The sequence below is a fragment of the Halochromatium sp. genome (genome assembly GCF_054919635.1).
Map to the genome: position 1 here is coordinate 1 of NZ_JBUDPI010000012.1, position 24879 is coordinate 24879.

21 protein-coding genes are annotated in these 24879 nt (G+C 63.3%); 14 read left to right on the forward strand and 7 right to left on the reverse strand.

Features of this window, described 5'->3' with window-relative positions:
- The 3 genes from ACY693_RS01680 to ACY693_RS01690 all read left to right on the forward strand — a co-directional run.
- On the forward strand, positions 1-1316 hold a 1316-nt coding region (locus tag ACY693_RS01680; RefSeq protein ID WP_462320095.1), incomplete at its 5' end, for an alpha-amylase family glycosyl hydrolase.
- A gap of 89 nt (positions 1317-1405) precedes the next feature.
- Positions 1406-3070, forward strand: a complete 1665-nt coding sequence (locus ACY693_RS01685; RefSeq protein WP_462320096.1) for an alpha/beta hydrolase — start codon at positions 1406-1408, stop codon at positions 3068-3070.
- 229 nt (positions 3071-3299) lie between these two features.
- Complete coding sequence (locus ACY693_RS01690) at positions 3300-4172, forward strand: phosphodiesterase (RefSeq protein WP_462320097.1); 873 nt, start codon at positions 3300-3302, stop codon at positions 4170-4172.
- 37 nt (positions 4173-4209) lie between these two features.
- On the opposite strand, the gene ACY693_RS01695 is transcribed toward ACY693_RS01690, so the two are convergent.
- The gene (locus ACY693_RS01695; RefSeq protein WP_462320098.1) at positions 4210-4512 is read right to left on the reverse strand and encodes an acylphosphatase; all 303 of its coding nucleotides are present in this window, start codon (positions 4510-4512) and stop codon (positions 4210-4212) included.
- A gap of 64 nt (positions 4513-4576) precedes the next feature.
- Positions 4577-5155 carry a thioredoxin family protein gene (locus tag ACY693_RS01700; RefSeq protein ID WP_462320099.1) on the reverse strand — a complete coding sequence of 193 codons (579 nt, stop codon included), beginning with the start codon at positions 5153-5155 and terminating at the stop codon, positions 4577-4579.
- 202 nt (positions 5156-5357) lie between these two features.
- On the opposite strand from ACY693_RS01700, the gene ACY693_RS01705 reads away from it, so the two are divergent.
- Positions 5358-6623, forward strand: coding sequence for a NupC/NupG family nucleoside CNT transporter (locus tag ACY693_RS01705; protein WP_462320100.1), 1266 nt, complete (start codon positions 5358-5360; stop codon positions 6621-6623).
- Positions 6624-6739: 116 nt separating this feature from the next.
- On the opposite strand, the gene ACY693_RS01710 is transcribed toward ACY693_RS01705, so the two are convergent.
- Positions 6740-8590, reverse strand: coding sequence for an RNB domain-containing ribonuclease (locus ACY693_RS01710; RefSeq protein WP_462320101.1), 1851 nt, complete (start codon positions 8588-8590; stop codon positions 6740-6742).
- 270 nt (positions 8591-8860) lie between these two features.
- Between ACY693_RS01710 and ygfZ the strand changes: the two genes are divergently transcribed.
- The 10 genes from ygfZ (at position 8861) to ACY693_RS01760 (ending at position 17510) form a co-directional block, all read left to right on the forward strand.
- Complete coding sequence (ygfZ, locus tag ACY693_RS01715; RefSeq protein WP_462320102.1) at positions 8861-9904, forward strand: CAF17-like 4Fe-4S cluster assembly/insertion protein YgfZ; 1044 nt, start codon at positions 8861-8863, stop codon at positions 9902-9904.
- Positions 9905-10006: 102 nt separating this feature from the next.
- Positions 10007-10729: a bifunctional 2-polyprenyl-6-hydroxyphenol methylase/3-demethylubiquinol 3-O-methyltransferase UbiG gene (gene ubiG / locus ACY693_RS01720; protein WP_462320103.1), complete on the forward strand. Its 723-nt coding sequence runs from the start codon at positions 10007-10009 to the stop codon at positions 10727-10729.
- Complete coding sequence (locus tag ACY693_RS01725) at positions 10722-11423, forward strand: HAD family hydrolase (RefSeq protein ID WP_462320104.1); 702 nt, start codon at positions 10722-10724, stop codon at positions 11421-11423. Before ubiG ends, ACY693_RS01725 begins: the two co-directional genes overlap by 8 nt.
- Positions 11424-11433: 10 nt before the next feature.
- Positions 11434-12516, forward strand: coding sequence for a squalene/phytoene synthase family protein (locus tag ACY693_RS01730; RefSeq protein ID WP_462320105.1), 1083 nt, complete (start codon positions 11434-11436; stop codon positions 12514-12516).
- Between the two features lie 80 nt (positions 12517-12596).
- Positions 12597-12734 carry a hypothetical protein gene (locus tag ACY693_RS01735; protein ID WP_462320106.1) on the forward strand — a complete coding sequence of 46 codons (138 nt, stop codon included), beginning with the start codon at positions 12597-12599 and terminating at the stop codon, positions 12732-12734.
- Positions 12716-13033, forward strand: coding sequence for a nucleotidyltransferase substrate binding protein (locus ACY693_RS01740; protein ID WP_462320107.1), 318 nt, complete (start codon positions 12716-12718; stop codon positions 13031-13033). Before ACY693_RS01735 ends, ACY693_RS01740 begins: the two co-directional genes overlap by 19 nt.
- Positions 13026-13343 carry a nucleotidyltransferase family protein gene (locus ACY693_RS01745; RefSeq protein ID WP_462320108.1) on the forward strand — a complete coding sequence of 106 codons (318 nt, stop codon included), beginning with the start codon at positions 13026-13028 and terminating at the stop codon, positions 13341-13343. The genes ACY693_RS01740 and ACY693_RS01745 overlap by 8 nt, the downstream gene beginning before the upstream one ends.
- A gap of 192 nt (positions 13344-13535) precedes the next feature.
- Positions 13536-14516, forward strand: coding sequence for a 4-hydroxy-3-methylbut-2-enyl diphosphate reductase (gene ispH / locus ACY693_RS01750; protein WP_462320109.1), 981 nt, complete (start codon positions 13536-13538; stop codon positions 14514-14516).
- 2 nt (positions 14517-14518) lie between these two features.
- Positions 14519-15607 (forward strand): glycine oxidase ThiO, encoded by a 1089-nt coding sequence (gene thiO, locus ACY693_RS01755; protein WP_462320110.1) that lies wholly within the window; start codon positions 14519-14521, stop codon positions 15605-15607.
- Between the two features lie 16 nt (positions 15608-15623).
- Complete coding sequence (locus tag ACY693_RS01760) at positions 15624-17510, forward strand: AlbA family DNA-binding domain-containing protein (RefSeq protein ID WP_462320111.1); 1887 nt, start codon at positions 15624-15626, stop codon at positions 17508-17510.
- Between the two features lie 79 nt (positions 17511-17589).
- On the opposite strand, the gene ACY693_RS01765 is transcribed toward ACY693_RS01760, so the two are convergent.
- The 4 genes from ACY693_RS01765 to ACY693_RS01780 all read right to left on the reverse strand — a co-directional run.
- Entirely contained in the window at positions 17590-20766 is a 3177-nt protein-coding gene (locus ACY693_RS01765; RefSeq protein ID WP_462320112.1) for an efflux RND transporter permease subunit, read from the reverse strand.
- Positions 20763-22244 (reverse strand): efflux RND transporter periplasmic adaptor subunit, encoded by a 1482-nt coding sequence (locus ACY693_RS01770; protein ID WP_462320113.1) that lies wholly within the window; start codon positions 22242-22244, stop codon positions 20763-20765. Before ACY693_RS01770 ends, ACY693_RS01765 begins: the two co-directional genes overlap by 4 nt.
- A 231-nt stretch (positions 22245-22475) precedes the next feature.
- Positions 22476-23183, reverse strand: a complete 708-nt coding sequence (locus tag ACY693_RS01775) for a PqiC family protein (protein ID WP_462320114.1) — start codon at positions 23181-23183, stop codon at positions 22476-22478.
- A partial coding sequence (locus ACY693_RS01780) for a PqiB family protein (protein WP_462320115.1) occupies positions 23180-24879 on the reverse strand: 1700 nt, incomplete at its 5' end. The genes ACY693_RS01775 and ACY693_RS01780, both read right to left, overlap by 4 nt.

A 24879-nucleotide genomic window follows, 5' to 3' on the forward strand; every position in this document is an offset into this window, starting at 1 on the left:
ATCTCGGCCACTATGCCTGGCCGAATCGCGACGACATCGATAATCCCGTCGCGCACGAGTGGTATCGCGATCGCCATGAACGTGATCCCGAGGGCATCGAGCCGCTGGTCGACCCCAAGACTGGCGAGACGCTGCCCAAGCCCGGCTATGATCCAGGCCGCTTCTTCGGCATCGACGCCCAGAGTCTGGACCCAAGCTGGTACCACCAAGACGGCTTCATCTGCGGTGGCGACTGGGAGAGCGCCCATCCGCTGCAGCAGAAGCACCTGGCCGGTGACTGCATCGATCTGGCCACTGAGCGCCAGAACGTCAAGGACTATCTGATCAGCGCCATCAATCGCTATCTCGACATGGGCGTCGACGCGCTGCGCATCGACACCGTCAAGCACGTCGAGCGCGACAACCTGCTCGAGTACGTGAATGCCTGGAAGGCGCACAAGCCCGGCCTCTTCGTGTTCGGCGAGAACCTGGTCAAAGGCTATGGCCGGGGCGATCTCGGCGGCGGCGACAATGGTCCGAGCGAGATCCGACCCTGGTGGTACACCCGCCTCGGCCACGACCCTCGCGACCCGAACAGCGGCGGTGATTCCGGCTTCCCCCAGCTCGACTTCGGCCTGTTCTCGACCTTCCGCGACACCGTCAGCAAGGGCACCTTTGCCGGCACCGCGCAGGTGCTGTCGATGGACTGGATCTACGGTGACGCGACCAGCCTGGTCACCTTTCTGCAGAACCATGACGTCGGCCCTGACAACGACTTCAAGTACCGCTTCAAGGGCGAGGACTGGATGGCCGCCGCGGCCTACAACCTGCTCTGGACCGCACGCGGCATCCCCTGCCTCTACTATGGCGAGGAGATCGCCTTCATGCGCGGTGCGCCGCAGGATGTCGAGGGCGAGAAGGACACACTGGAGAGCACCGGCCGCGCCTACTTCGGCGACCATCTCGAGGAGGATCGCATCGCCGATACCCAGGCCCGCCCGCTCTATCGCCACATCCAGCGGCTAAACCTGATCCGTCGCCAGGTCCCAGCCCTGCAGAAGGCCGCGATGACCCAGGTGCAGGAATGGGGCAGCGGTATGGCCTTCGTCCGCGACCTCTCGGCCGAAGGCTCCTATGCCGTGGTTGGCCTGGCCATCGGCAGTGATCAGCAGGTGGAGGTCGGCGATATCCGCCCTGGCCTCTATCGCGACGCGGTCAGCGGCGCCGAACAGCAGAGCAACGGCCACCTCAGCTTCCAGGTCAAGGGCAGCTCAGCCGGGATCTGGGTGCTGGACGGCCCCGGCAAGATTGGCGCCGATGGCACCTATCTGCACTGACTAGGCGACAGAGTCACCGCTGTCGGGCCGCCCTAAGGGGCGAGCAGCGAGCACCCGTTTCTGCTTGGCAATCGAGGTCATCCAGTCCCATGAGCACACGCCTGACCACTACGCAGCCACGCGCCCAACGCTGGCGCCTGATCGACGCCCTCGTCACCGGCGCGGCACTCACCCTGATGCTGATCGGACTGCTGTGGATGATCCTGACCGACCGGGGACTGATCGACGAGCAGATCGATCTCGACCAGGCACCGGTGACGGTCTATCGGCCAACCGCCAGCGGTCAGATGCCGGTCGTCGTGATAGCCCATGGCTTCTCCGGCTCGCGCCAGATGATGGAGCCCTTTGCCCGCACCTTGGCCCGAAACGGCTATACGGCGCTGAGCTTCGACTTTCCAGGCCACGGGGCCAATCCGCTGCCGTTGGAGGGCGAGATCGGCGACGAGCGTCGCGCTCAGGACCTGCTCGATGCACTGGCAGCGGTTGTGCGCTATGCCAGCGAGCTGCCTCAGTACGATGGTCGACTCGCGCTTCTTGGTCATTCCATGGCCGGCGATATCGCCGTCCGTTACGCAGGTCATGATGCCGAGCAGCGTCGTGAGCTCGATGCCATCGTCGCCGTGTCCCCCTATCTTTCCGAAGACCTAGGTGAGCACCGACGCGGCGAAACCCCGGACAATATGCTGTTCGTCTACGGGGAATGGGAGCCGCAAATGATCCTCGACCAAGGCCGTGCCGCCGTCGCTGCGGTCGCCGATCTGACGAGCAGTGAGGTCGAGCCCAACGTCACCTACGGTGATCATGAGACCGGCAGTGCACGTCGGTTGGTCATCGCCGATGATGTCGAGCACATCGGTGTCCTCTACAGTGGCACCGCGCTCGAGGCCGCCCTGGACTGGCTGAACCAGGTCTTCGATCACCGAGGCAGTGGCTGGATCGATGCCCGCGGCCCCTGGCTTGGGCTCTACTTCCTCGGCGTCGTGCTACTCGCCTGGCCGCTCTCACGCCTGCTACCCCAAGTGAGCACTGAGCCACTGGGCGCGGGTCTCGACTGGCGCAGGCTACTACCGGCCGCCCTGCTTCCGGCACTGCTGACGCCGTTGATCTTGCGTCCCTTCCCGAGCGATGTCCTGCCGATTGCGAGTGCCGACTACATCGCCTTGCACTTTGCGGTCTATGCGCTGCTCAGCGGTCTCATGCTGCTTTTGCTGCATCGACGATCGGCCGAGGCTCAGGTTGGCAGCCAGACCCCGAGCCAAACGACGACATCCCGTCTCGCTAGGCTCGGTACCCGCCTGCACAAACAGGCAGACATCTCGGTCTCGGGTTTCATGATTGCCCTGCTAGCGGTGATCGCCTATCAGACCCTCAGCATTGCGCTGCCGACCGACCTCTTCGTCGCCGCCTTCCTGCCCGACCCCCACCGCTTTGGCATCTCGGCGGTGCTCCTGATCGCGACCGCGCTCTGGTTTGTCACCGATGAATGGCTGACGCGTGGCCAGGGGGCCTTCGTGGGGGGCTATGCACTGACCAAGCTGTTGTTCCTGGTCTCGCTGATGTTGGCCGTGGTGCTGAACCTCCAGGAACTGTTCTTCCTTGTCATCATCATTCCCGCGATCCTGGTCCTCTTCGTGGTCTTCGGCCTATTCAGCAGCTGGATCTACCGACGCACTGGGCATCCCTTGGTCGCAGCGCTTGCCAACGCGCTGGCCTTCGCGATCGCCATCACAGTCAGTTTCCCCATCGCGGACTGAGACTCAAGCAGCGCCAGTTCCCAGCGCCGATAGAGCGCCGATAGAGCATCAATAGAGCACCGCCAGAATCGATAGCAAACCTGCGGCCAATCTGGCTGACGATCGCGTCAGCGCGAGAACTGCGTCATAGTTCACGGGATGCAACGTTGCCGTAACAGGTCGGGGGTGCTATAGCCAGAGAGGCTCACCACCGAGCACGAGATGACAACGCAGCCATAGATGCCCTTCGATGACCCGCTCCGATGAAACAGCCTCCCACCCCGGCAACCACATCATCACGGAGTCGACGCCCTCGGGCACCCAAGAGATCATCACCCAGGTTAAGCCATCCAAGCCTCAACGCATCCTCCAATTCACTGACCTGCATCTCTTCGCCGAACCCGAGCATCAACTCTATGGCCAATGCACCCGGGAGCGCTTCGAGCAGGTGCTCGCGCAGGCGCAAGCCACAACCGATTGGCCACCGAGCGCGATCCTCTTTACCGGCGACCTCGTGCACGATGAGCGTGCCGAGGGCTATCGTTATCTTCGCCAATGCATCGACGCGCTCGGATGCCCCTGTTTCTGCATCCCGGGAAACCACGACCGCCCCGATCTCCTTGCCGCAGAGGTTGAGCTTGGCGCAGACCGTGACTTTCGCGTCAAGCGCCTTGGCCCTTGGGACCTCCTGCTGCTCGATTCGACCAGGCGGGGTTCGTCCGCAGGCCGCCTCCGTCCTCAGACCCTCTCCGCGCTAGATCAGCATCTCCAAACGTTCCATCAGCGCCCAGCCCTTGTCGCCCTTCACCACCAGCCAATCCCCATTGGCAGCCGCTGGCTCGACACCATGCAGGTCGAGAACGGCGCCGACCTCATCGCCCTCGGCGAGCGATATCCACAGCTCAAGGTCATCCTCTGGGGTCATATCCATCAAGCCTTCGACCGCCAGCTGCAGGGCCCCCGTCTGCTCGCCACCCCATCCACCTGCTCTCAGTTCAAGCCGGGAAGCGATGACTTCGCCGAAGACCGGCTGCCACCCGGTTATCGCTGGCTCGAGCTGCAGCCACAGGGCGGCGTGCGCACTGGGATCGAGCGTCTCAGCGCCGAGGCTTGGGTCAGCTAACACGCAGGCCGAAACCTCCGAGCTGACCCGTTCCGGCTCACTGGGTCGAGAACCCGCTTAGCGGTCGATAGTCTTGCGCCTCACAGGTGACGGCAGAGACCTCAGCCGCCGAAGGTCCACGGTGCAGCCAGGCCTTGAAGCCGTCGAGCGCGTCGGAGTCGCCGCAGGCGAGCACCTCGACCCGACCATCGGGCAGGTTGCGGGCGTAGCCGGTGATATCGGCACGTTGCGCCGCATGGGCAGCGGAGGCGCGAAAGGAAACGCCTTGTACGCGGCCACTGACGAGGCAGCGCATACAGTGTGCACCGGCCCTGTCGGTTGTTTGCTTTGCATCCGTCATGGGTCCTCCTCTCGTGGGAACTTGCCCCGGCTGGGGTAATCAGGTCGGGGTATCTGGGTTGGTCCTACTCAGACAATGCCGCTTGCTGGTCAGTGTCGCGTTTGGCTCGCTTGTACTTGGTGAAGGTGGTGTCCTTGTAAGCCTCTTCGACCACGTACTGACCGAGCAGCATGAACTCCTCGCTATCGCGCGTGGCACCGGTGTAACGGGCGACCAGATCACCGTCGAGGTCGAAGAAGGCGAACACCGGCGTGGCCCGCACACGGAACTGCTTGAGCGCGAAATCCTTCTGTGTATCCGGATTGCCGGCAAAATCGACCACTTCGATATCCCCTTCGACATCCACTGGGAAGATCAGGAAGTGCTCACGGAAGTAGTCCTGCACCCCGGGCTGATTGAGCACGGTGGTCTTCATCCGATGGCAGAAGGGGCATTCGTCCATCTCGAACATCAGCAGAATCCCCTCTTTCCCCTCCGCGCGCGCTGTTTCCAATTCCTCGCTGAAGTCACCGAAGGTCTGGTTGAAGAAGTACTGGCCCGGATCGCGGCCAGGATCGGCGGCCAGCACCGAGCTGCTCAGCAGCATCAACAGCGGTGCCAGCAGCCAGGGAGCCGATGCGATCGGTTTAGTCGTTTGGAACATCGAAGATTCCTCATCAGAGATGGATGGATATTGGTATTGTTCGCATTGTGGTAACAATGCCCTGCCCATTGCAACGCTGTCATGGCCCGATCAATGGCCTGATCAGCGCAGCCCGCTCAGCATGGTCCGATCAGCGCAGCAAGATCAGCATGGCCCGATCAGCAACCATCGCCCAGCAACCGTCGCCCAGCAGACTTTCGCTATGACCACAACCATCGGCCAACTGTTGCAGGGCAGCCTGGGTATCACTCTGTTGCTGCTGATTGCCTGGCTCGCCAGCGAGGACCGGCGTGGCATCTCCCTGCGGGTCGTCATCGGCGGGCTCGTGCTGCAGATCGCCCTCGCCGTGCTCCTGCTGGGCATCCCGCAGGCGCGCGGCATCTTCATCGCGATCAACGGCGTCGTCGAGGGACTGCAACAGGCTACCAAGGCTGGCACCAGCTTTGTGTTTGGCTACCTGGGCGGGGGCGACCCCCCGTTCGAGGTCGTCGAGGCTGGCAATCGCTTCATCCTCGCGGTCGAAGCACTGCCGTTGATCCTGGTGATCGGTGCCCTCTCTGCGCTCCTGTTCTACTGGCGCCTGCTGCCATGGCTGGTCAATGCCTTCGCCTGGCTGTTGCGCCACAGCCTCGGCATCGGTGGCGCGCTCGGGCTGGGCACCGCGGCCAACATCTTCATGGGCATGATCGAGTCGCCACTGCTGGTCAAGCCCTATCTCAGAGCCATGACCCGCGGCGAGCTGTTCGCGCTGATGGTCACCGGCATGGCAACCATCGCTGGCACCGTGATGATCCTCTATGCAAGCCTGATCAGCGGGGCCATCCCAAATGCCCTCGGCCACATCCTGACCGCCTCGCTGATCAGCGCGCCCGCGGCACTGCTGCTCGCTGAGATCCTCGTACCCTTCCATCGCGACCGCAGCAGCGCGGAGCCAACCCCGCAGATCGAAAGTCCCGCAACCGGCGCGATGGACGCCATCACCCGTGGCACGCTCGATGCCATCCCGCTGCTGCTGAACATCATCGCGATGCTGATCGTGATGGTCGCCCTGGTGACGCTGGCTAACGAGCTGCTCGGCTTCTTGCCAACGGTGACCGGCGAGCCGCTGACGCTGGAGCGGATGCTCGGCTGGCTGTTCGCGCCGGTGGTCTGGCTCATCGGCATCCCCTGGCAAGAGGCGACCACGGCGGGCGCACTGATGGGCACTAAGACCGTACTCAATGAGCTGCTCGCCTACATCGCGCTGGCCGATCTACCGGAAGGGGCCTTATCCGAGCGCAGCGAATTGATCATGACCTATGCCCTCTGCGGCTTCGCCAACCTCGGCAGCCTCGGCATCCTGCTCGGTGGACTCGGCAGCATGGTGCCCGAGCGCCGCGCCGAGATCGCCGCGCTCGGCTTCAAATCGATCTTTGCCGGCACGCTTGCCACGCTGATGACCGGGGCGGTCGTGGGATTGCTGCTATGACGGCTGCCCAAACAGCAGGCCAAGATCAATCGCGATCCTCACACCACGCTAACAAGTCGTCGATGGTGCTATAGCTCGTTGCTTCCATGGAAGGATGCCATCTCGCGGGTTGGTGGTCAGCTCAACAGTCGAAACTGGCACTCGGCCTGCGCTAGATCGACCTCTGCCAGGGCCAAAGGCACGCGTTGATCCAAAGACAAGCTCTGCTTGGCGCGCACGCGCGTCTCCAAGGCCAGCTCCGGGATCAGCACCGTGGCCTTACGCTCTTGCAGCTCGACCACGACGCCCTCGCCTTGCCATTTGGGCTGCTGTTTCAGATGCACCAGCTTCCAATGTAGGTTGGATTGTCGCTCGGCGCGGCGCACGATGATCCCGCCCTGATCGGCCTCACCGGCACGCTGGCTGACCTGCTCGGCGCTCAGCGGCTCTTGGCCGCGCAGATGCTGGCGCAGCTGTTGATGGACCAGCAGGTCGGCATAGCGTCGCAGCGGACTGGTGGCCCGGGTGTAGGCATCGAGTCCGAGACCGAAGTGACGTCCAGGCTCACCGACGACGGTGCGGCTCGGCTTGAACAGCCGCCGGTAGGCATACATCGCGGCAATGCCAACCGGTTGCTCGATGCGCTCTGGGGCCGGCTGGGTGGCATAGGGGATCGGCAAGCCTCGTGCGAGACAGTAGCGGGCTGCTGCCTCGCCCGCCATCAGCATCAGCTCGGTGACCATCGAGCGCGAGCCGGTGCGCTCGATCGGGCGGATCAAGACCTGATCCTCGTGCAGCCGCACGCTCACCTCGGGCAGATCGATCTCGGCCGCACCTTGCGCCAGGCGGCGCTGGCGATAACGCTCGGCGATCTGCGCCAGCTCGGCAAGCGGCGCTCGCTCCAGCTGCCGGTCGGCCTCGGCATAACTAAGCCGCTGCACCTGCACCAGGCTGGGTTGGATCTGGATATCGCTGATCTCCCCCTGCGCATCCAGCAGCATGCCGAATGAGAGCGCCGGCGAGCGGGACTCGAGCCCCAGCCCGAGCTGCTCGGTGATGGCCACCGGCAGCATGTGGATGGTGCCTTCGGGGAGATAGAGATTGGCTCCGCGGGCCCGCGCCTCGCGGTCGAGCTCGGAGTCTGGCGCCACCAGCGCGGCGACATCGGCGACATGGACCCAGACCCGATCAGCATCCAGGCTGATCGCGTCATCGGGATCTTGGTTGCCCTCATCATCGATCGCGAACGCCGGCAGATGGGTCAGATCCGGTCGTTCCGGCTCACCGGGCCTGTCGACGGCCGCCGCCAAGCTCGGGACCGGCAGCTCCGGATTGCCGACGGGCGCGCCAACCCGGGCCGGATAGGGGTTGTGCATCGGCGGCCAATAGCCGGCCGAGACCAACAGCCGATGGGCGCTGATCGGGCTCTCCTCGTAGCCCAGCGCCTTCAGGATACGGCTGTGCGCGCCCTGCATGGTGGCGAGCCGATCGACCTCGCCGAGCGCGCTTCGGGCCTCGGGCTCGATGCGGCCCTCGCGCAGTCGCTGCAGCAACGCTGCCCAGGCTTGATTGGCCTTGGCCTTGGCCTCCCGCTCGGCCCGGTCACGCTCGATCAGCTCGCCGTCGCGCGGGCGCAAGGCCTCAGTGGTCCCCTCAAACCAGAGCCCTTCGTTGAGTCGCTCCCAAGCACCCCAGGCGGCGCCTGGGCTATGCTCACCATAGAGCAGCTCAGCCAGCTCCTTCAGGTCCGTCTCGCTGCCCTCAAGCAGTTCCCAGGCCTCCTGTGGATGGACCTCTGGTGGACGCAGCTCGGTCAAACTGGAGACCGGCCCAGGATGCAGCGACAGGACATCCTTAGGCCGCACGCGCTTGGTCTGCCCGCCCTCGATCTCGATCTCGATCTTCTCTGCCGCGGCCAGCACCCGCGCCGGTCGATTCTTATAAACGACCAGACTGCCGGTCCGTGGAATGGCTTGATGCAAAGACAAAGCGTTGTTATCTCCGGTGCAAGATCAGACAAGCAAGTGCGCAATCCTGTCGCATGAACAGACGGGCAGCTTGATGCCAAACCGGACACTATATCAGCTGCACTCAAGGCGCGGCCCGATCCGCTATCATGCCGCTATCATCTCGGTATCATCCCCTGGCACTCGACCGAGCCGCGAGCTATCGACCCCGTTAACAATCCTATCAGCGATCTCAGACCAACAGTCCGGCGGCTCAACCCACAAGGGCGGCCGCCGCACGAGAGCCCCACTATGCACCAAGACTGGCAAGCCTTTCTCGATTCTCAGGGTGGCCGCATCGGCGAAGACGGCGCCGCGTACTTCGACAACGCGCCGGCCGAGCCCGACTGTGCCGTCGTCGACCTCTCGCACTATGGCTTGATTGCCATTAGCGGCCCCGAGGCACATGACTTCCTACAAGGACAGGTCAGTAACGATCTCCGCGAGATCTCCGAAACCCACAGCCAGCTCAGTAGCCATTGCAGCCCGAAGGGTCGAATGCTCGCCAACTTCCGCGTGCTGCGCGTCGAAGACAGCCTGTTGCTCGTATTGCCACGGGCGCAGAAGGAGAGCCTGCAGAAGCGCCTGCGGATGTTCCTGCTGCGCGCCAAGGCACAGATCGACGATGCCAGCGACGCCTTGGTCTGCTTGGGCGTTATCGGCGACTGTGCCGAGCCATCACTGACCCATGCCTTTGGACGTCTCCCGGAGCTGCCGAACGCGATGGTCCGCGCCGGCGACACCGCCTTGATTCGAGTCGCCGACCCGACCCCCCGTTTTCTATTGATCGGACCTGCCGAATCCGCTCGGGCGGCCTGGGAAGCCGCCCGGGCAGCTGGCGCCGACGCCGCGAGCCCAGATGCCTGGGCCTTGCAGGACATCCGTGCCGGACTCCCGATCGTGCTCCCGGAGACGAGCGACGCCTTCATCCCGCAGATGGCCAACATGCAGCTCATCGACGGGGTCAGTTTCCACAAAGGCTGCTACACCGGCCAAGAGGTGGTCGCCCGGATGCAGTATCTGGGTAAGCTCAAGCGACGGATGTATGTGGCCGAGGCCGCACTCGAGGCCGACGCCGAGCCGCCAAGGCCAGGCACCCCCCTCAGCTCAACCAGCAGCAGCTCGGAGCAGGCACCGGGCCGCGTCGTCGACGCCCGCAGCACCCAGGCTGGCCATTGGGAGATGCTGGTCGTCGCCGAGATCAGCGCCGCCGAGCAGGGCGAGCTGCGTCTCGGGGACGATGGCCCCCCACTCAAGCTCAGCCCACCGCCCTATGGCTTTCCGGCTGAGTGTTGAGCGCAGTGTCCAAAAACGCCAACCAGGGGCCACCGAAGGCCCAACCGACAGGCTGATCTAGTCAGACCGCCGCCAATAGCGCGAATCAATCATCAGAATCCTATGACCGAAACCCTACATAACGTCGATCACGCCGAGGTCAGCAAGTTCGAGGCCCTCGCCTCGCGTTGGTGGGACCCGGACAGCGAGTTCAAGCCTCTTCACGAGATTAACCCTCTGCGGCTCAGCTATGTACAAAGCCGGGTCGCACTCGATGGACGCGAGGTGCTCGATGTCGGCTGCGGCGGCGGTATCCTGTCCGAGGCCATGGCGCTCGCCGGTGCCAAGGTCACCGGTATCGACATGGGCGAGGAGCCGCTCAAGGTCGCCGAGCTACACACGCTGGAGACCGGGGTCGAGGTCGATTACCGTCAACTGCCGGTCGAGCAGCTGGCCGGCGAGCGCCCGGCCAGCTTCGATGTGGTCACCTGCATGGAGATGCTCGAGCATGTGCCTGACCCGGGCTCGGTGATCGACGCCTGCGCACGTCTGGTACGCCCCGGCGGCTTTGTCTTCTTCTCGACCTTGAACCGCAACCCGAAGAGCTACCTGTTCGCGATCATCGGCGCCGAGTATGTGCTGAATCTACTGCCGCGCGGCACCCATGATTTCGCCCGTTTCATCCGACCCTCCGAGCTCGATCGCTGGGTGCGCTCCACACCGCTGCGCATCACCGACATCACCGGCCTGAGCTACAACCCGGTCACGCGGCACTATTGGCTGTCGAAAGACATCGATGTCAATTATCTGGTCACCTGCCAGATGCCTCGTGTCGTTGATGCCTGAGCCGACGCCCGCAAACGCGGTGCTGTTCGACCTGGACGGCACCTTCGCCGATACCGCGCCAGACATGGCCGCAGCGCTGAACCGGCTGCTGACCCGTTACGACCGCCCACCGGTGCCGCTCGAGCAGGCGCGTGCACATGTCTCTTCCGGCTCGCGCGGGATGTTGGCAGTTGGTTTCGGACTGCTGCCCGGCGATCCGGACTACGAAGCCCTGCGCAGCGAATACCTCACACTCTACGCCGCTGACATCCACTGCGAGACCTGCCTGTTTCCCGGCATCGCCGATCTCGTCGAGGCGCTTGAGGCACGCGGGACCTGCTGGGGCATCGTCACCAACAAGCCAGGCTGGCTGACCGACCCCTTGCTGGAGGCGATGGCGTTGCCGTTCCAGCCCGCCTGCGTGGTCAGTGGCGATACCGCGGCCCGCGCCAAGCCGCATCCCGACCCCCTCTTCCATGCCTGTGGCCTCATCGATCGCGACCCGCTGGCGTGCTGGTATGTCGGCGACGACCAGCGCGACGTCCTCGCTGGACGCGCCGCTGGCATGCGCACCCTCGCTGCCCTCTATGGTTATCTCGGCATCGAGCTGCATCCGCGCGACTGGGGCGCTGATGGGCTGCTCGAGCACCCGCTCGAGGTGCTGCGCTTTCTCGATCTTGACGCGCCAATCGGCGTCTCAGCTGCGGCGAGCTAAGCCTGAGCCTATGCCCGTCAAGCCGGCCAGGCCAGACCAACAGCCCAAGGCGTCTGCGGCCGAGCCGGCTGACGCTGGTGGCATGACCGGTCCAGACCAGGGGCCAAGTGCTGCCAGTCTCGAATGGGGGTTTCCAAACCGCACCACCCCCGCAGGTTCCAGTGCCTATTATGCGGTGCGCATGAGCAAGGGCCGGCATCGCAATACGCTCGCGGCGCTGTTCGCGCTCCGCGCCGAGCTGCAGGCGATCCCCGATCAGGTCAGCGATCCAGGCATCGCTCGCATCAAGCTCGATTGGTGGCGCAGCGAGATCGATCGCCTCTTTGCCGGCGAGCCACGGCATCCGCTGAGCCAGCGCTTGGCACCTGTGATCAATGAATACGGTCTTTCGCAAGCCGCCTTCATCGACCTCATCGACGCAGTCGATCGTACCCTGCGCGCACATCGCCACCCCGACCTGCAGGCACAACGCCAGAGCGACGAGCAAGACCTCGGCGCCCTGTTCGAGCTCATCGCTCGTTGCGAAGGCGCTAACGCTGATGACCAGGGCCAGCTCACCACAGCGCGACGTACGGGTGGCTGGTGTGCCCAAGTGCGGCGCATCCGCGACGCCGGCCTCTTGCTGCGCCGCGGTCGCGAGGTACTTCCGGCCGACCAGCTCGCCGCGGCCGGACTCAGCCATGAGCAGCTCGCCAGCGCCGACGGCCGCCAACGCCTCCCGGAGCTCTTGCGACCAATTGCCGAGCAATTGCTTGCAACGGCACCCGATCAGGCGGAAGCAGAGACAGAGGCAGAAACAGGGGCAGAGGCAGAGGCAGAGCCCAAGCAGGCCCAACCTGGACAAGCGACAGCCAACCCCCAGCACCTCAAGCGATTTCGCGCATTGCTGACACCCAAAACGCGTCGGACATCGACCAACCTGACGCCAGCCATCCGAGTCCAGCTCCGCTTGCATCAAGACCTGCTAATGGTTCTGGAGCGCAGCAACTTCGATGTCGCCGATCAACGCATCGGCCTCACCCCGCTGCGGAAACTCTGGCTGGCTTGGAGGGCGAGCGTGCACAGGTCTACGGCCCTAGCAACGATGCGCTAAGCTCACTGATCGTTACCACAAACGAGGCTCGCACACCCCTTTCTGCCCAAACTCGGGAACTCGGTGAGAGAAGTCACTCGATGACAAAGGATGCGCACCCCATCGACATTCGCTGGCAACAACGCCTGAGCAACTACTTGCGCGCGCTAAGCCAGCTACAGGAAGCTGTGCAGCTGCGCACCCACGCCCGCTCTCGCGCTTGGAGCAGCAAGGACTGATCAAAGCCTTCGAGCTCACCCAAGAACTAGGCTGGAATCTGATGAAGGATTACTTTGAATATCAAGGCAATCCCAACATCACGGGCTCTCGCGATGCGATCCGCGAGGCCTTCAAGCGCGGCCTGATCCATGATGGGGATGGCTGGATGGCGACCATCCGCAGTCGCAATCTCTCGGCGCATACCTACGATGAGGCCCGCGCCAATCAGTTGGCTCAGATCATCGCCGAGCGCTATCTCGCGTTGTTCCAGGCCTTTGCCGAGCGCATGCAGGCACTGATGGCGAACCAAGATGACTGATCAGCAACCGTTCGGATTGCCGCCGGGCGTCGTCGCCCAGCTCCGCGATGAACTTGCCCGCACCCGGCATCTGCAGCGCGCGGTCATCTTTGGCTCGCGCGCCAAAGGCAATTATCGTCGGGGCTCGGATATCGACATCGCGCTCGTTGGCCCAGCGCTAACCGAAGCCGATCTAGCGGCCCTGGAAGGCCGCATCGACGACTTGCTGCTGCCTTATCAGATCGATATCTGCCAGGTTGAGTCTGTTGAAAACACAGCCTTGCTCGCACACATCGAACGGGTTGGTCAGCAGCTGTATCCGGCATCCTGATCGTTTCGCTGTCGCGGGCGATTATCGCCGGCCCTTTGGCCATGGCAGATTCCAAGTCTCGCCCAGACTCTCGCGCCGCTCGCTCGGCCCAGTCTTCGTTTGCACCCTTAGGATAACCCGACTGCCCTACTGCGGCACGGCTGCTAGAATGAGGCCATGTTTGCCCAGCCTGGCCGCAAGGCCCCTGCCTCAATGGACATACTCCTTGCCAATCCCCGCGGCTTTTGTGCCGGTGTCGACCGCGCCATCGAGATCGTTGAGCGCGTGCTCGAGCTCTATGGCGCACCGATCTATGTGCGCCATGAGGTCGTGCACAATCGCTATGTGGTCGATGATCTGCGCAACCGCGGCGCCATCTTCGTCGACGAGATCGAGGCCATCCCCAACGGCGCCACCTGCATCTTCAGCGCCCATGGGGTCTCACAACAGGTGCGCGAGCAGGCCGCCGCGCGCGAACTGCGCATCTTCGACGCGACCTGCCCCTTGGTCACCAAGGTCCATCTCGAGGTGGCCCGACACTGCAAGGCCGGGTTCGACGTGGTGCTGATCGGCCACCGCGGCCATCCGGAGGTCGAAGGCACGCTCGGCCAGTGCCAGGCCGATGGCGGGCGCATGCACCTGATCGAGACCGCTGAGGAGGTCGTCGGGCTCGAGGTGGCCGACCCCGATCGCGTCGCCTATGTGACCCAGACCACGCTCTCGGTCGATGACACCGCAGGCGTCATCGAGGCTTTACAGGCGCGCTTCCCAAACCTGGTCGGCCCGAAGAAGAGCGACATCTGCTACGCGACCCAGAACCGACAGGACGCGGTACGCGAGCTCGCCGCCAACGCAGAGCTGATGCTGGTGGTCGGCTCGGCCAACAGTTCGAACTCGAACCGACTGCGCGAGCTGGCCGAGAAGCAAGGCATCCCGGCCTACCTGATCGATGGCGCGGACGATATCCAACGCGACTGGCTGAGCCCCGGCAGCCGCGTCGCGCTGACCGCTGGCGCATCGGCGCCCGAGCTGCTGGTCGAGCAGGTCATCGCCAGGCTCCAGGAATGGGGCGCTGGTGAGGTCAAGGAACAATCCGGCATCCGCGAGCAGGTGGTGTTCGCGCTGCCCAAAGAGCTACAGCCGACGAGTGCCGAGCCTCTTCGGGAGGCGATTGCCGAGCAGAATAACCTGTGAGCATGACAAAGATCCTGATTATTGGCGGTGGGGTCATCGGCCTGATGACCGCGCGCGAGCTGGCGAACGCCGGCGCCAAGGTCACGCTGGTGGAGATGGGTAGCACCGGCAAGGAATCATCCTGGGCCGGTGGCGGCATCCTCTCGCCGCTCTATCCTTGGCGCTATCGCGGAGCGGTCACGGCGTTGGCGAGCTGGAGCCAGCGTCTCTATCCCGACTATTGCGAGGCCCTGTTCGAAGAGACCGGTGTCGACCCTGAGTACAACCGCTCCGGGATGATGATTCTCGACCCGGACGCGCCCGATCTGGCCCTGAACTGGGCGGAGACCGAACAGGCCACAATGGAGATCCTGGATCGCGCTGCGATCGCTGACAAAGAGCCGGGGCTTGGGGTCGACACCGACGGCGCCCTCTGGATGCCTGAGATCGCGCAGATCCGCAATCCGCGGCTGACCAAAGCCCTACATGCCAGCATCAACAAGCGCGTCGAGATGCGCGAGCGCGAGGAGGTGCTGGATCTGCGCGTCGACGATGGCCGCGTGCGCGGTGTCACCACCACCACCGGCTCCATCGAGGCTGAGCACGTCATCGTCTGCACCGGAGCCTGGACCGCGCAACTGCTCGAGAAGCTTGGGCGCAAGCCCGATATCCGGCCGGTGCGCGGACAGATGATCCTGTTCTACGCCAAGCCCGGTCAGATTCGGCATCTCTCGCTCTATCGCGAGCGCTATGTGATCCCGCGCAAGGACGGCCGGGTGCTGATCGGCAGCACCCTCGAGGAAGCCGGGTTTGAGAAGCGCACGACCGCCGAGGCCAAGGAAGAGCTCTACCGGGTCGCCACCGAGATGTTCCCGCTGCTTAAGCGCACGCCGATCGAAGACCACTGGGCGGGTCTGCGACCCGGCTCACCCAGTGGCATCCCCTATATCGGTCCTTACCCCGAGGTCGAAGGGCTCTACGTCAACGCCGGCCATTTTCGCAATGGCCTGGTGACCGGTCCCGCCTCGGCCCGGCTTATCGCTGACCTGGTGCTCGAGCGCGAGCCGATCCTACCGCCGTCGGCCTACGCCTTGGATAGCGCACGGACTTGATGCAGAGCACCAACGCATGAGAACGCGACTGTTCTCAAAGCAGGCGCCGGCTGATCCGCTCCGCGTGCGCCTGTTCCGCGATCTCGTGGTGTTGATCCTGGTGACCGTCGGCATCTTGAGCGCGGCCAGCGCCCTGGTCATCAATGACATCAAACGCGGCTTCGCCGAGGCCCAACTTCAGAGCGCCTCGGCGCTGCTGCGGGACGAGATCAAGGGCCTGCTGCAGCCGGTGCGTCAGCAGTTGCTGATCCTACGCGATGGCGTGCGGAACCGCGACCTGAGACCGACCGACGTGCAGCCATTGAACGAGCAGCTGATGCCGCCGCTCGCGCATATTGGACAGATCGCCGGTGCCGTGTTTGCGGATGACAGCGGGCGCGAGTATTTCCTCCGTCGCGACGGCGAACGCTGGATCACCCTCGAGCGCCAGGCGCCGCCGGAGACCACCGCCAGCAGGGCCCGCACCGCGCGGATCTCCGAATGGCTCAACGACGATGACCGCGTCAGCTCACGCCAACAGCCGAGCACCCACGACCCGAGACAGCGACCCTGGTTCCAAGCGGCGGTGCAAGCGCTCGACGCCGAGCGCCCGGATTCGACATCAGGCACCGGAGTGCCAGCCGCCGCGCAAGCGCCAATCCCACACTCAGACTCAACGCCAGACTTAGCCTCAGCCCCAGACTCGGCCTCAGTCTCAGCCTCAAACTCGACCTCAGCCTCAGCCTCAGCCTCGGATACCGGTCTCGAGACTGAAACGTCCCACAGTCCATCCGGACCCGAGACTGAAACAGCCTCCAGCCCACCGGGACTCGTGGCGAGCGCATCAGTGGTCTGGAGCCAGCCCTATCAGTTTGATTCACTCGACGAGCCCGGCATCACCGCGGCCACGGCCTGGCGCGAGGATGGCGAGCTGCTCGTGCTGGCGCTGGATGTGACGCTCGCTCGGATCTTGACGGCCATTCACGGGCTGCAGGCGACTTCGGCTGGTCGGGGCTTCCTGTTCGATCGCGATGGCGGCGTCTATGGCCCCCCGCCAAGCGGACCCAACAGCCATGAATCCGACTCACGCCCACCGGTCAGCGGCTTCTACAGCGCCGAGCGGCGTCTCGGCGGCGCGACCGCCTTCGAGGCGATCGCGGCTTGGCGCGCCGCCGGTGAGCCGGAGGACCAGCCGGTCCGCTTCGAGAGCGATGGACAATCTTGGTGGGCCGGATTCGTGCCGCTCGACCTAGTGAAACGCAGCGCTTGGGTGGCGGTAGCCTACCCCAGTAGCGGCCCGCTCGGGCTGCTACAACAACGCTGGCCGCTGTTTGCCAGCATCGCGCTGGCCATCCTGGCTCTTGCCATCGGCCTCGCGCTGCTCGTCGTGCGTCGTTACAGCCATCGGCTGCGCGAGCTGCCGAAGCTCAGCATCGACCCGAGCCAGCCCGAGACTGAACTCTATGACCTCATTGGGCGTGGCGAGAGCGCGCATCTCGAATTCAAGTCGACCATGCGCTTGAACCTCCGCAGCGGCAAGAACGATAAGGCCATCGAGCTGGCTTGGCTGAAGGGCGTGGCCGCCTTTCTGAACAGCGAGGGCGGTATCCTGCTGCTCGGGGTGGCCGATGATGGCGAGCGGCTCGGGCTGGCCGCAGACGGCTTCGCCAATGACGACAAGTGCTTGCTTCATTTCAAGAACCTGGTCAATCAGCACCTCGGTGCCGAGGCCATGCGCCATCTGCAGCTGCGGCTCTTTTGGCTTGATGACAAACAGATTGGTGTCATCGAGTGCGAGCCCTCCGAGACGCCCGTCTATCTGCGCCAGAGCAACAGCGGCGAATCGTTCCTGATTCGCACCGGCCCCTCCAATAGCGAGCTCCCGATCAGCCGCGCACTGAGCTATATCAGTAATCGGTTTTAGGCACCGCATTCTGGGGCTCGTTGCCGTCAAGAGAACACCCGCGCTGGAAAGGAAACCAGCGCGAGCCAATTAAGACAGCTTAGCTTGTCTCGGTGTCGGGCTTCGACTTGTTGGATTCCGCTGGAATCGACTGGCGATGCGGTGCAATCCGCTCGCCGATCTTATCGCCGATCCACTGGAACATCACATACAGGCCCGGGATCACCAGGATGCCGAAGATGGTGGCGGCCAACATCCCACCGAGTACCGTGAAGCCCAGATGAATCCGCGAGTTGGCGCCAGCACCTGTAGCTAGCACCAACGGTAACAGGCCGATGATGAAGGCAAGTGCCGTCATCAGCACCGCCCGGAAACGCATCCGAGCACCGGCCAGCGCCGCCTCGAAGCGACTCTTGCCGTCCTCGCGCTGCTCTTTGGCGAACTCGACGATCAGGATCGCGTTCTTGGCCGCCAGGCCAATCAGCAGGATCAGGCCGATCTGGGTATAGAGGTCATTGTCCAGCCCAACCATCCAGAGCGTCAGCAGTGAGCCGAGCACCGCGACCGTGACCGAGGTCAGCACTGCAAAGGGGATCGCCCAGCTCTCATAGAGCGCCACCAGGAACAGATAGCCGAACAACACGGCAAGGCCGAAGATCGCAGCCTCGCCACCAGCACTCTGCTCGGCCTCCTGGTAGGACATCCCGGTCCATTCATAGGAGTAGCCGTCTGGCAACGACTGCTTGGCCGTGGCTTCCATCGCTGCCATGGCTTGGCCGGTCGATTTTCCAGGTGGGGCGCTGCCATTGATCGCCGCGGTAAGGAACTGGTTGTAGCGGAAGATTAGGTCCGCGCCCAGCTCGTTACGGATATCGGCAACCACCTCGATCGGCACCATCTCGCCGCTGTTCGAGCGCACATAGGTGGAGCCGATATCAGCGGCTGCCGAGCGCGCATCCTGCTCCGCCTGCAGGTTGACCTGGAAGGTACGACCTAGATAGGTGAAATTGTTCACATAGGTGCTGCCGAACACCGATTGCATGGTGTTGAACACGGCCGAGACCGGGATGTCCAGGTATTGGGCTTGGGTGCGATCCAGGTCCAGATAGATCCGGGGCGTATCGGCATTAAAGGTCGAATAGGCATTGGACACATCCGGGCTTTGATTGGCCGTGGCCAGATAGCCCTTCAGGACCTGGGTCAGCTCTTGTGGCGACTGTCCACCCAGCGCCTGCAACTGCAGCGCAAAGCCGCCAGCATTGCCAAGACCGGGAATCGGGGGCGGCGGGAAAAGCAGGATATTGGCCGCCGATATCGCGTTGAACTGTGCGCCCATGGTCTCGATCAGACCACGGATCTGGGTCTGAGGCGTGGTGCGCTCATCCCAGGGGTCAAGCACGATGACGGCAAGACCTGCATCCGACGACGGAGAGCTGGTCAGCAGACTATAGCCCGCAACCGTCAGGACATTTGCCACGCCCGGTGTCTTCGCGGCGATCTCGCGAACGTCGCTCAGGACCTCGTTGGTCCGTGGCAGCGCGGCACCAGCAGGGAGACTGGCGTCGAGGAAGAGCACACCTTGGTCCTCGTTCGGCAGGAAGCCGCTCGGCAGGTGATCAAGGATAAGAGCGGCCGAGCCGCCGGCAAGGATGATGAGCAGTCCCGCAACGGCAGAGCGACGCGCGATCAGCGAGACCATATTCACGTAGCCATTACGGGTCTTGTCTAGGCCAACGTTGAACCACTTGAACGGGCCGCGACGCGCCTCCTTCGGGGTCCCGAGGAAGAGCGAGGTCAGCACCGGCGAGAGCGTTAGCGCGTTCAGCGCCGAGATCGCCACCGCGGCCGAGATGGTGACGGCAAATTGTCGGAACAGCTCGCCCGAGATGCCAGGGATAAAGGCCACCGGCGCAAAGATCGCGAACAGGACCAGGGTTGTCGAGATGATCGGTCCGGTCACCTGCTGCATCGCCTTCAGGGTGGCCGCCCGCCGATCGAGTCCTTCCTCGAGCATGATGCGCTGCACGTTCTCGACCACCACGATCGCATCATCGACGACCAGGCCTATCGCGAGCACCACCGCGAAGAGGCTGATGGTATTGGCCGAGAATCCGATGGCGAGCAGGACGATAAAGACGCCGATCAGCGACACCGGGATGGTAACCGCCGGAACGATCGTCGCTCGCAGATCCTGTAAGAAGACATAGACCACGATCAGCACAATGAAAGCGGTGATCGCAAGGGTGACGATGATCTCGTGGATCGAGGCGGTCACGAACAGGGTGGAGTCATACATCACGTCGGCCGCGACCCCGTCCGGGAAGCGCGCCTTCAGCTTCTCCAACTCAGCGCGAACGCCATCAGCAACACCCAGCGCATTGGCGCCGGGTGCCTGATAGATGGCAATGCCTGCTGCCGGCTTGCCGTTGTACTTGGTCACTGCCGTGTACGACTGCGAGCCAAGCTCGACCTGGGCGATATCCGAGACCCGCACGATTCCACCATCGTCGGCGGTGCGCACGACGATCTGGCCAAACTCTTCCGGTGTAATCAGCTGTCCTTCGGTGACGATGGTGAATTGCGAGACCTGGTCATCGCCGATGGGCGGGGCGCCAACCGAGCCGAGCGCGGCCTGGATATTCTGCTCCTCGATTGCCTGCTGCACCTGCTGCGGCGAGATGCCAAGCGCGGCCATGCGCGCCGGCTGCAGCCAGATCCGCATCGAGTAGTTCAGTGGACCGAACTGATTGGCCTCGCCGACACCGGTAACGCGAGCCAGCTCATCCTGGATATTGATGGTCGCAAAGTTCGACAGGAACAGCGCATCCTTGCTCTCATCTGGCGAGTAGACCGCGACCACCAGCAGCAGGTTGGTCGACTCTGCCTGCACCGTCACGCCGAGCGATTGCACCTCCTGCGGGAGCAAGGCCAATGCCTGTGAGACTCGATTCTGGGTATTGACCTGGGCGATATCCGGATCGGTCCCGACCTCGAAGCTGACCGTGAGCGTATAGGTGCCAGAGCTGGAGGCAACCGACGACATGTAGAGCATGTCTTCAACGCCGTTGACCTGCTGCTCGATCGGACTGCCGACGGTGTCGGCGATGGTCTGGGCATCGGCACCTGGATAGCTGGCCGTGACCCGTACGACCGGCGGCGTGATATTCGGATACTGCGCCACTGGCATGGCAAAGATGGCGAGCAGGCCAGCGATCACCAGCACGATGGAGACAACAGCCGCCAGCCGCGGCCGCTCGACGAAGGTCTTGGAGATCATTTGGAATTGCTCGCGCCGTTGCCGGTTGCTGCCGCGGCCGATCCAGCACTGGATGCTGTGCCAGATCCTGCTCCAGTTCCGCTGGCAGCCTCTGAATCACCGCTTTCGCTGGCATCCGAGGCCGAATCAGACGCCTCATGGCTCGACTCAGCAGCCCCGCTCGAGCTGCTAGAGCCGCTGCTCGTGTTCTGGTCGCTCGTCTTTCCGCTGCCTTGGCTTTCCTCTGTTGCCGGGTCATCCTGAGCCTTGCGATCGCTATCGGCAGCTGCACCGCTTGAGGTCTCAGAATCGTCAGCTCCCGCTGAAGAGTCGGCCGAGCTAGACCCGTTTGCTCCATCACTCGCGCTTTGCTTCACCGGCTTCACCGTCATACCTGGCTTGACCTTTTGGACGCCAGAGACGATGACGATCTCACCGCTTTGCAGGCCAGAGGTGACGGCATAGCCGGTGCCGACCTGGACCCCGGTCTTAATGGTGCGCTGCTCGACGCGATTGTCCTTGCCGACTAGGTAGACCTGCTCACCTTCGCGAGTGCGCAGGATTGCGGATGCTGGAACCACCGGCTCTTCTTTTGTTTGGGCGGTGCGAACCAGCGCGGTCACGAATTGGCCGGGCAATAACAATCGATCGGCATTCGGGAAGTCGGCGTAGATCGGGATGGTGCCGGTAGCTGGATTGACCTGGTTGTCAGCAAACGCGACCTTACCCTTTTGGTCATAGGTCTTGCCGGTTGGCAGAATCAGCTCGGGCACGAACAGGTCCCGCGCATGATCGGCGCCATCGTCGGCAACGCGCTCTTGAATACGCACGAAATCTGCACTCGGAATCGAGAACACGGCCCGGATCGGATCGAGCTGCACAACCGTCGCCAAGGTACCGCTGCTGGTGTTGACCAGATTGCCCTCGGTGTATTTGGTCGCACCGATGCGGCCGTCAATCGGGCTGGTGATGGTGGTATAGCCAAGATTGATCTTGGCCTGCTCGATCCCCGCTTGCGCCTGTTTAATGCTGGCCTTGGCGCTCTCGACGGAGGCTGCTGCCTCGTCGCGCTGCGCCTTGGCACGATCGAAATTGGTCTGCGAGGTGTCGCCTTTCTTGACCAAGGCCGCGAAGCGCTCGAAATCGGCCTGCTTGTCTTCCAATGTAGCCTTGGCACTCGCTAATGATGCCTGCGCAGCCGCAAGCTCACCTTCGGCGCTGGCCAAGGCGGCCTGATACTGATCCTGCTCGATCTGGTAGAGCAACTCGCCGGCTTCGACCGTATGCCCCTGTTTGAACGCAACCTTTTCCAGGAAGCCCTCGACCCGCGCCCGAACATCGACGGACTGAATCGCCTTGATGGTTCCGATGTAGCGACGCTCTGAGGCCACATCCTGCATCTGCACTGCAGCCACGACGACCGATGGTGGCGGCCCCTGCTGTGCGCTCGCCTTGTCATCCTGCTTAGCGGACTTGTCGTCGCTTGCAAGACTGCCCATCGTAGCAAGCAAGAGCGGCAGCGCGAGAAGCAGGGGCCAAACGAGCGCCCGCTGCCGCATCTCCGCTGCCCCAATGGGCGACCGACAGCCTGGATGTCTGTCGTCCAGGTTGCTCGCCGCGCTTGCAGCGCGCGATCCAGGTTGCGGTTGCGTCCGACTCATCAGTGCTGACTCCTCAAAACAAGAAACTGAAGCGATATCGACGAGCTAGGATGACTCGAGAGCCCTGATCTAGAAGACCTGATCCGAGGGCGGCGGCTGCGGCTTCGGCAACCCTTTCAGTACCTCAGCCACATCTCGGCTGAAGCGGCCAAGGCAGCGGCTCATCGCAGCCACGATGGCCTCCGAATCCTGCCCAGTATCCGCAGCCATGAGCCCGAGGACCTGCATCTGACCGCGATCGGTGGTAGCCGGGATGGGTCGGATCGGGCAACGGTAGAGGTCATCGCGCGAGGCCAGGGTCTGCTCCAAGCGCGGGTCCATCACCGCCCAGCGCACCTTGAGCACGGCCTCCCCGTCCTGCCGTCCTTCGAAATTGACCACCTCGGCAGTGATGCGAAAATCGAGAGGCGCTCGCGACTCCGAGGGAAAGATCAGGATACGACTGGTGTCGAGCAGATAGCCCAGATTCTCACCCCAAACCCGCAAGAAGTCATCCTGCAAGGTGCCACCCCAACGATTGAACTCCTCTAGCTCCAAGCGGTTAGAGCCATCCCTGACCACCAGCTGGGGGCGATCGAGAAACTGCGGGAAGACCACCGGGCCGATGCCAATCGAGAGCTTGCCGCCTCGGATATCGCTGTTGCGGCCGTCTGCCTCTGGCAAGGGAGTCAATAAATAGAAGCTCGACGGCGGCGAGCTGGCGCAAGCACCCAGTAGCGCGAGCAGCAGACCGAGCAACACCAGCATCGGGAGCCGTCGAGTCTGTAAGTCGCTCATCGCTGCATGGCCCCCTTGCCCCGAATCAAGGCTTCTGGATGACGGTCCAAGTAGTCCGCAAAGGTGCGGATTGAGCGCGCTGCGGCGCCTATGTCGCGCATTGTACGCAGGGTTTCGATGTTGAGGGGAGCCTCGGGACCGATCAGTCCGTTGATGTTGGCAACCAGCTTCCGGCTTTGGCTCAAGATCGCCGTCAGCTCGGGTGCGATGCTGCTGTCGAGCTGGTCAGCGATCGAGCTCAGGTCGGCGATTGTCTGCTCGAGCTCTTTGAGCGCCTGCCGAGTGGCATTGGACTCGACCAGCGCCTTCGTGCTGTTGAGGATGCTGGTCAGCTCCGTACCAATCTGCGCAAGCGGAAAGGCCTCGACCTGCGTCAGGATGTTCTTGACCTTGGTCGTGACCTCCTCGATCGGCGCCGGCACCGTCGGCAGTACCCGATAGCCATCCTGCTGGCGCAAGGCGGCGGTCGGTGCATCCTTGTGGAAATCGAGATCCACATAGAGCTGACCGGTGAGCAGGCTGCCAGTCTTGAGCTGTCCGCGCATCCCCGCGGCAATCAGCTCGTTCAGGATATCCGGATCATTCGCCAAAGCCTGGTCGACCCCACCAGCGACATTGATCCGCTCGGGCTCGATCTCGATGAGCACCGGGATCGAAAAGTCCAGCGCATCGGGATCGAAGCGCAACTGGATATCCAGCACCTGCCCGACCTGTATGCCCTGCAACAACACCGGCGCACCAATGCTGAGCCCTCGCACCGAGCCCTTGAACACCATCAGGTAGCGCTGCTTGTTCAGGTAGATACGCTCGTGGGCATCGGCCCGACTTGCATAGAGCGGGAAGAACTGATCAGCCGTTGCCGGCGCGCCCTTGGTCTCGAGGGTATCCGGGGTATCGAAGGCAACGCCGCCAAGCAGCACCGAGATCAGCGACTCGGTATCCAGGTTGACGCCGTCCGCCGTGAGCGACAGATCGATGCCGCTGGCATTCCAGAACCTCGTGTTCACGAATACCAGGCGGTCATGCGGCTTGGTGATGAAGATGTCGATGGTCACGGCCTCGCCATCGTCATCGAGCTCATAGTTCACGACCTGTCCGACCTGAATGTGCCGGTAATAGACCGGCGAGCCCAGATTCAGTGACCCAAGCGTCGACGAGCGCAGCCGAAAGCGCGTCCCCGGCTCATCGGTGGTAATCACGGGCGGCTCTGGCAAGCCTTTGAAACTGCGGGTTGACTTGCCATCAACGATCGGGTCGACAGCAATGTAGGCGCCCGAGAGCAGCGTCTCCAAGCCCGAGACCCGGCTTGCGGTAATGCGCGGCCGCGCCACCCAGAACCGGGTCTGTTCGGTCAGATAGCGCTCGGAGCCAGCGGTGAGCTCGGCCGTGACCTTGACCCCGTCCAGGTCTTTGGTGACGCGGATTGAGGTGACCTGACCGATATCGACATCCTTGAACTTGACCTTGGTTTTGCCGGCCTGCAGCCCCGACGCAGTCGGGAAACTGATGGTAATGGTGGGACCCTGCTCAGACCAGGTCTTGTAGGCCAGCCAGCCGCCAACGGCCAATGCCAGTATTGGCAGCAGCCAGACCAGAGAGAATCGATCCGCCTTGACCACCCGAGCCTCAGGCAGCGCTGAGGTCTCCCCAGCATTTGTCCCAGCGGTCGCCTCATAAGCCGCCGACTCTTCGGACT

Excerpts from the sequence above, each read along its gene's own strand:
- ACY693_RS01685 (WP_462320096.1), top strand. The coding sequence starts at position 1,406 with ATGAGCACACGCCTGACCACTACGCAGCCACGCGCCCAACGCTGGCGC.
- ACY693_RS01690 (WP_462320097.1), top strand. The coding sequence starts at position 3,300 with ATGACCCGCTCCGATGAAACAGCCTCCCACCCCGGCAACCACATCATC.
- ACY693_RS01695 (WP_462320098.1), bottom strand. The coding sequence starts at position 4,512 with ATGACGGATGCAAAGCAAACAACCGACAGGGCCGGTGCACACTGTATG.
- ACY693_RS01700 (WP_462320099.1), bottom strand. The coding sequence starts at position 5,155 with ATGTTCCAAACGACTAAACCGATCGCATCGGCTCCCTGGCTGCTGGCA.
- ACY693_RS01705 (WP_462320100.1), top strand. The coding sequence starts at position 5,358 with ATGACCACAACCATCGGCCAACTGTTGCAGGGCAGCCTGGGTATCACT.
- ygfZ (WP_462320102.1), top strand. The coding sequence starts at position 8,861 with ATGCACCAAGACTGGCAAGCCTTTCTCGATTCTCAGGGTGGCCGCATC.
- ubiG (WP_462320103.1), top strand. The coding sequence starts at position 10,007 with ATGACCGAAACCCTACATAACGTCGATCACGCCGAGGTCAGCAAGTTC.
- ACY693_RS01725 (WP_462320104.1), top strand. The coding sequence starts at position 10,722 with ATGCCTGAGCCGACGCCCGCAAACGCGGTGCTGTTCGACCTGGACGGC.
- ACY693_RS01730 (WP_462320105.1), top strand. The coding sequence starts at position 11,434 with ATGCCCGTCAAGCCGGCCAGGCCAGACCAACAGCCCAAGGCGTCTGCG.
- ACY693_RS01735 (WP_462320106.1), top strand. The coding sequence starts at position 12,597 with ATGACAAAGGATGCGCACCCCATCGACATTCGCTGGCAACAACGCCTG.
- ACY693_RS01745 (WP_462320108.1), top strand. The coding sequence starts at position 13,026 with ATGACTGATCAGCAACCGTTCGGATTGCCGCCGGGCGTCGTCGCCCAG.
- ispH (WP_462320109.1), top strand. The coding sequence starts at position 13,536 with ATGGACATACTCCTTGCCAATCCCCGCGGCTTTTGTGCCGGTGTCGAC.
- thiO (WP_462320110.1), top strand. The coding sequence starts at position 14,519 with ATGACAAAGATCCTGATTATTGGCGGTGGGGTCATCGGCCTGATGACC.
- ACY693_RS01760 (WP_462320111.1), top strand. The coding sequence starts at position 15,624 with ATGAGAACGCGACTGTTCTCAAAGCAGGCGCCGGCTGATCCGCTCCGC.
- ACY693_RS01765 (WP_462320112.1), bottom strand. The coding sequence starts at position 20,766 with ATGATCTCCAAGACCTTCGTCGAGCGGCCGCGGCTGGCGGCTGTTGTC.
- ACY693_RS01770 (WP_462320113.1), bottom strand. The coding sequence starts at position 22,244 with ATGGGCAGTCTTGCAAGCGACGACAAGTCCGCTAAGCAGGATGACAAG.
- ACY693_RS01775 (WP_462320114.1), bottom strand. The coding sequence starts at position 23,183 with ATGAGCGACTTACAGACTCGACGGCTCCCGATGCTGGTGTTGCTCGGT.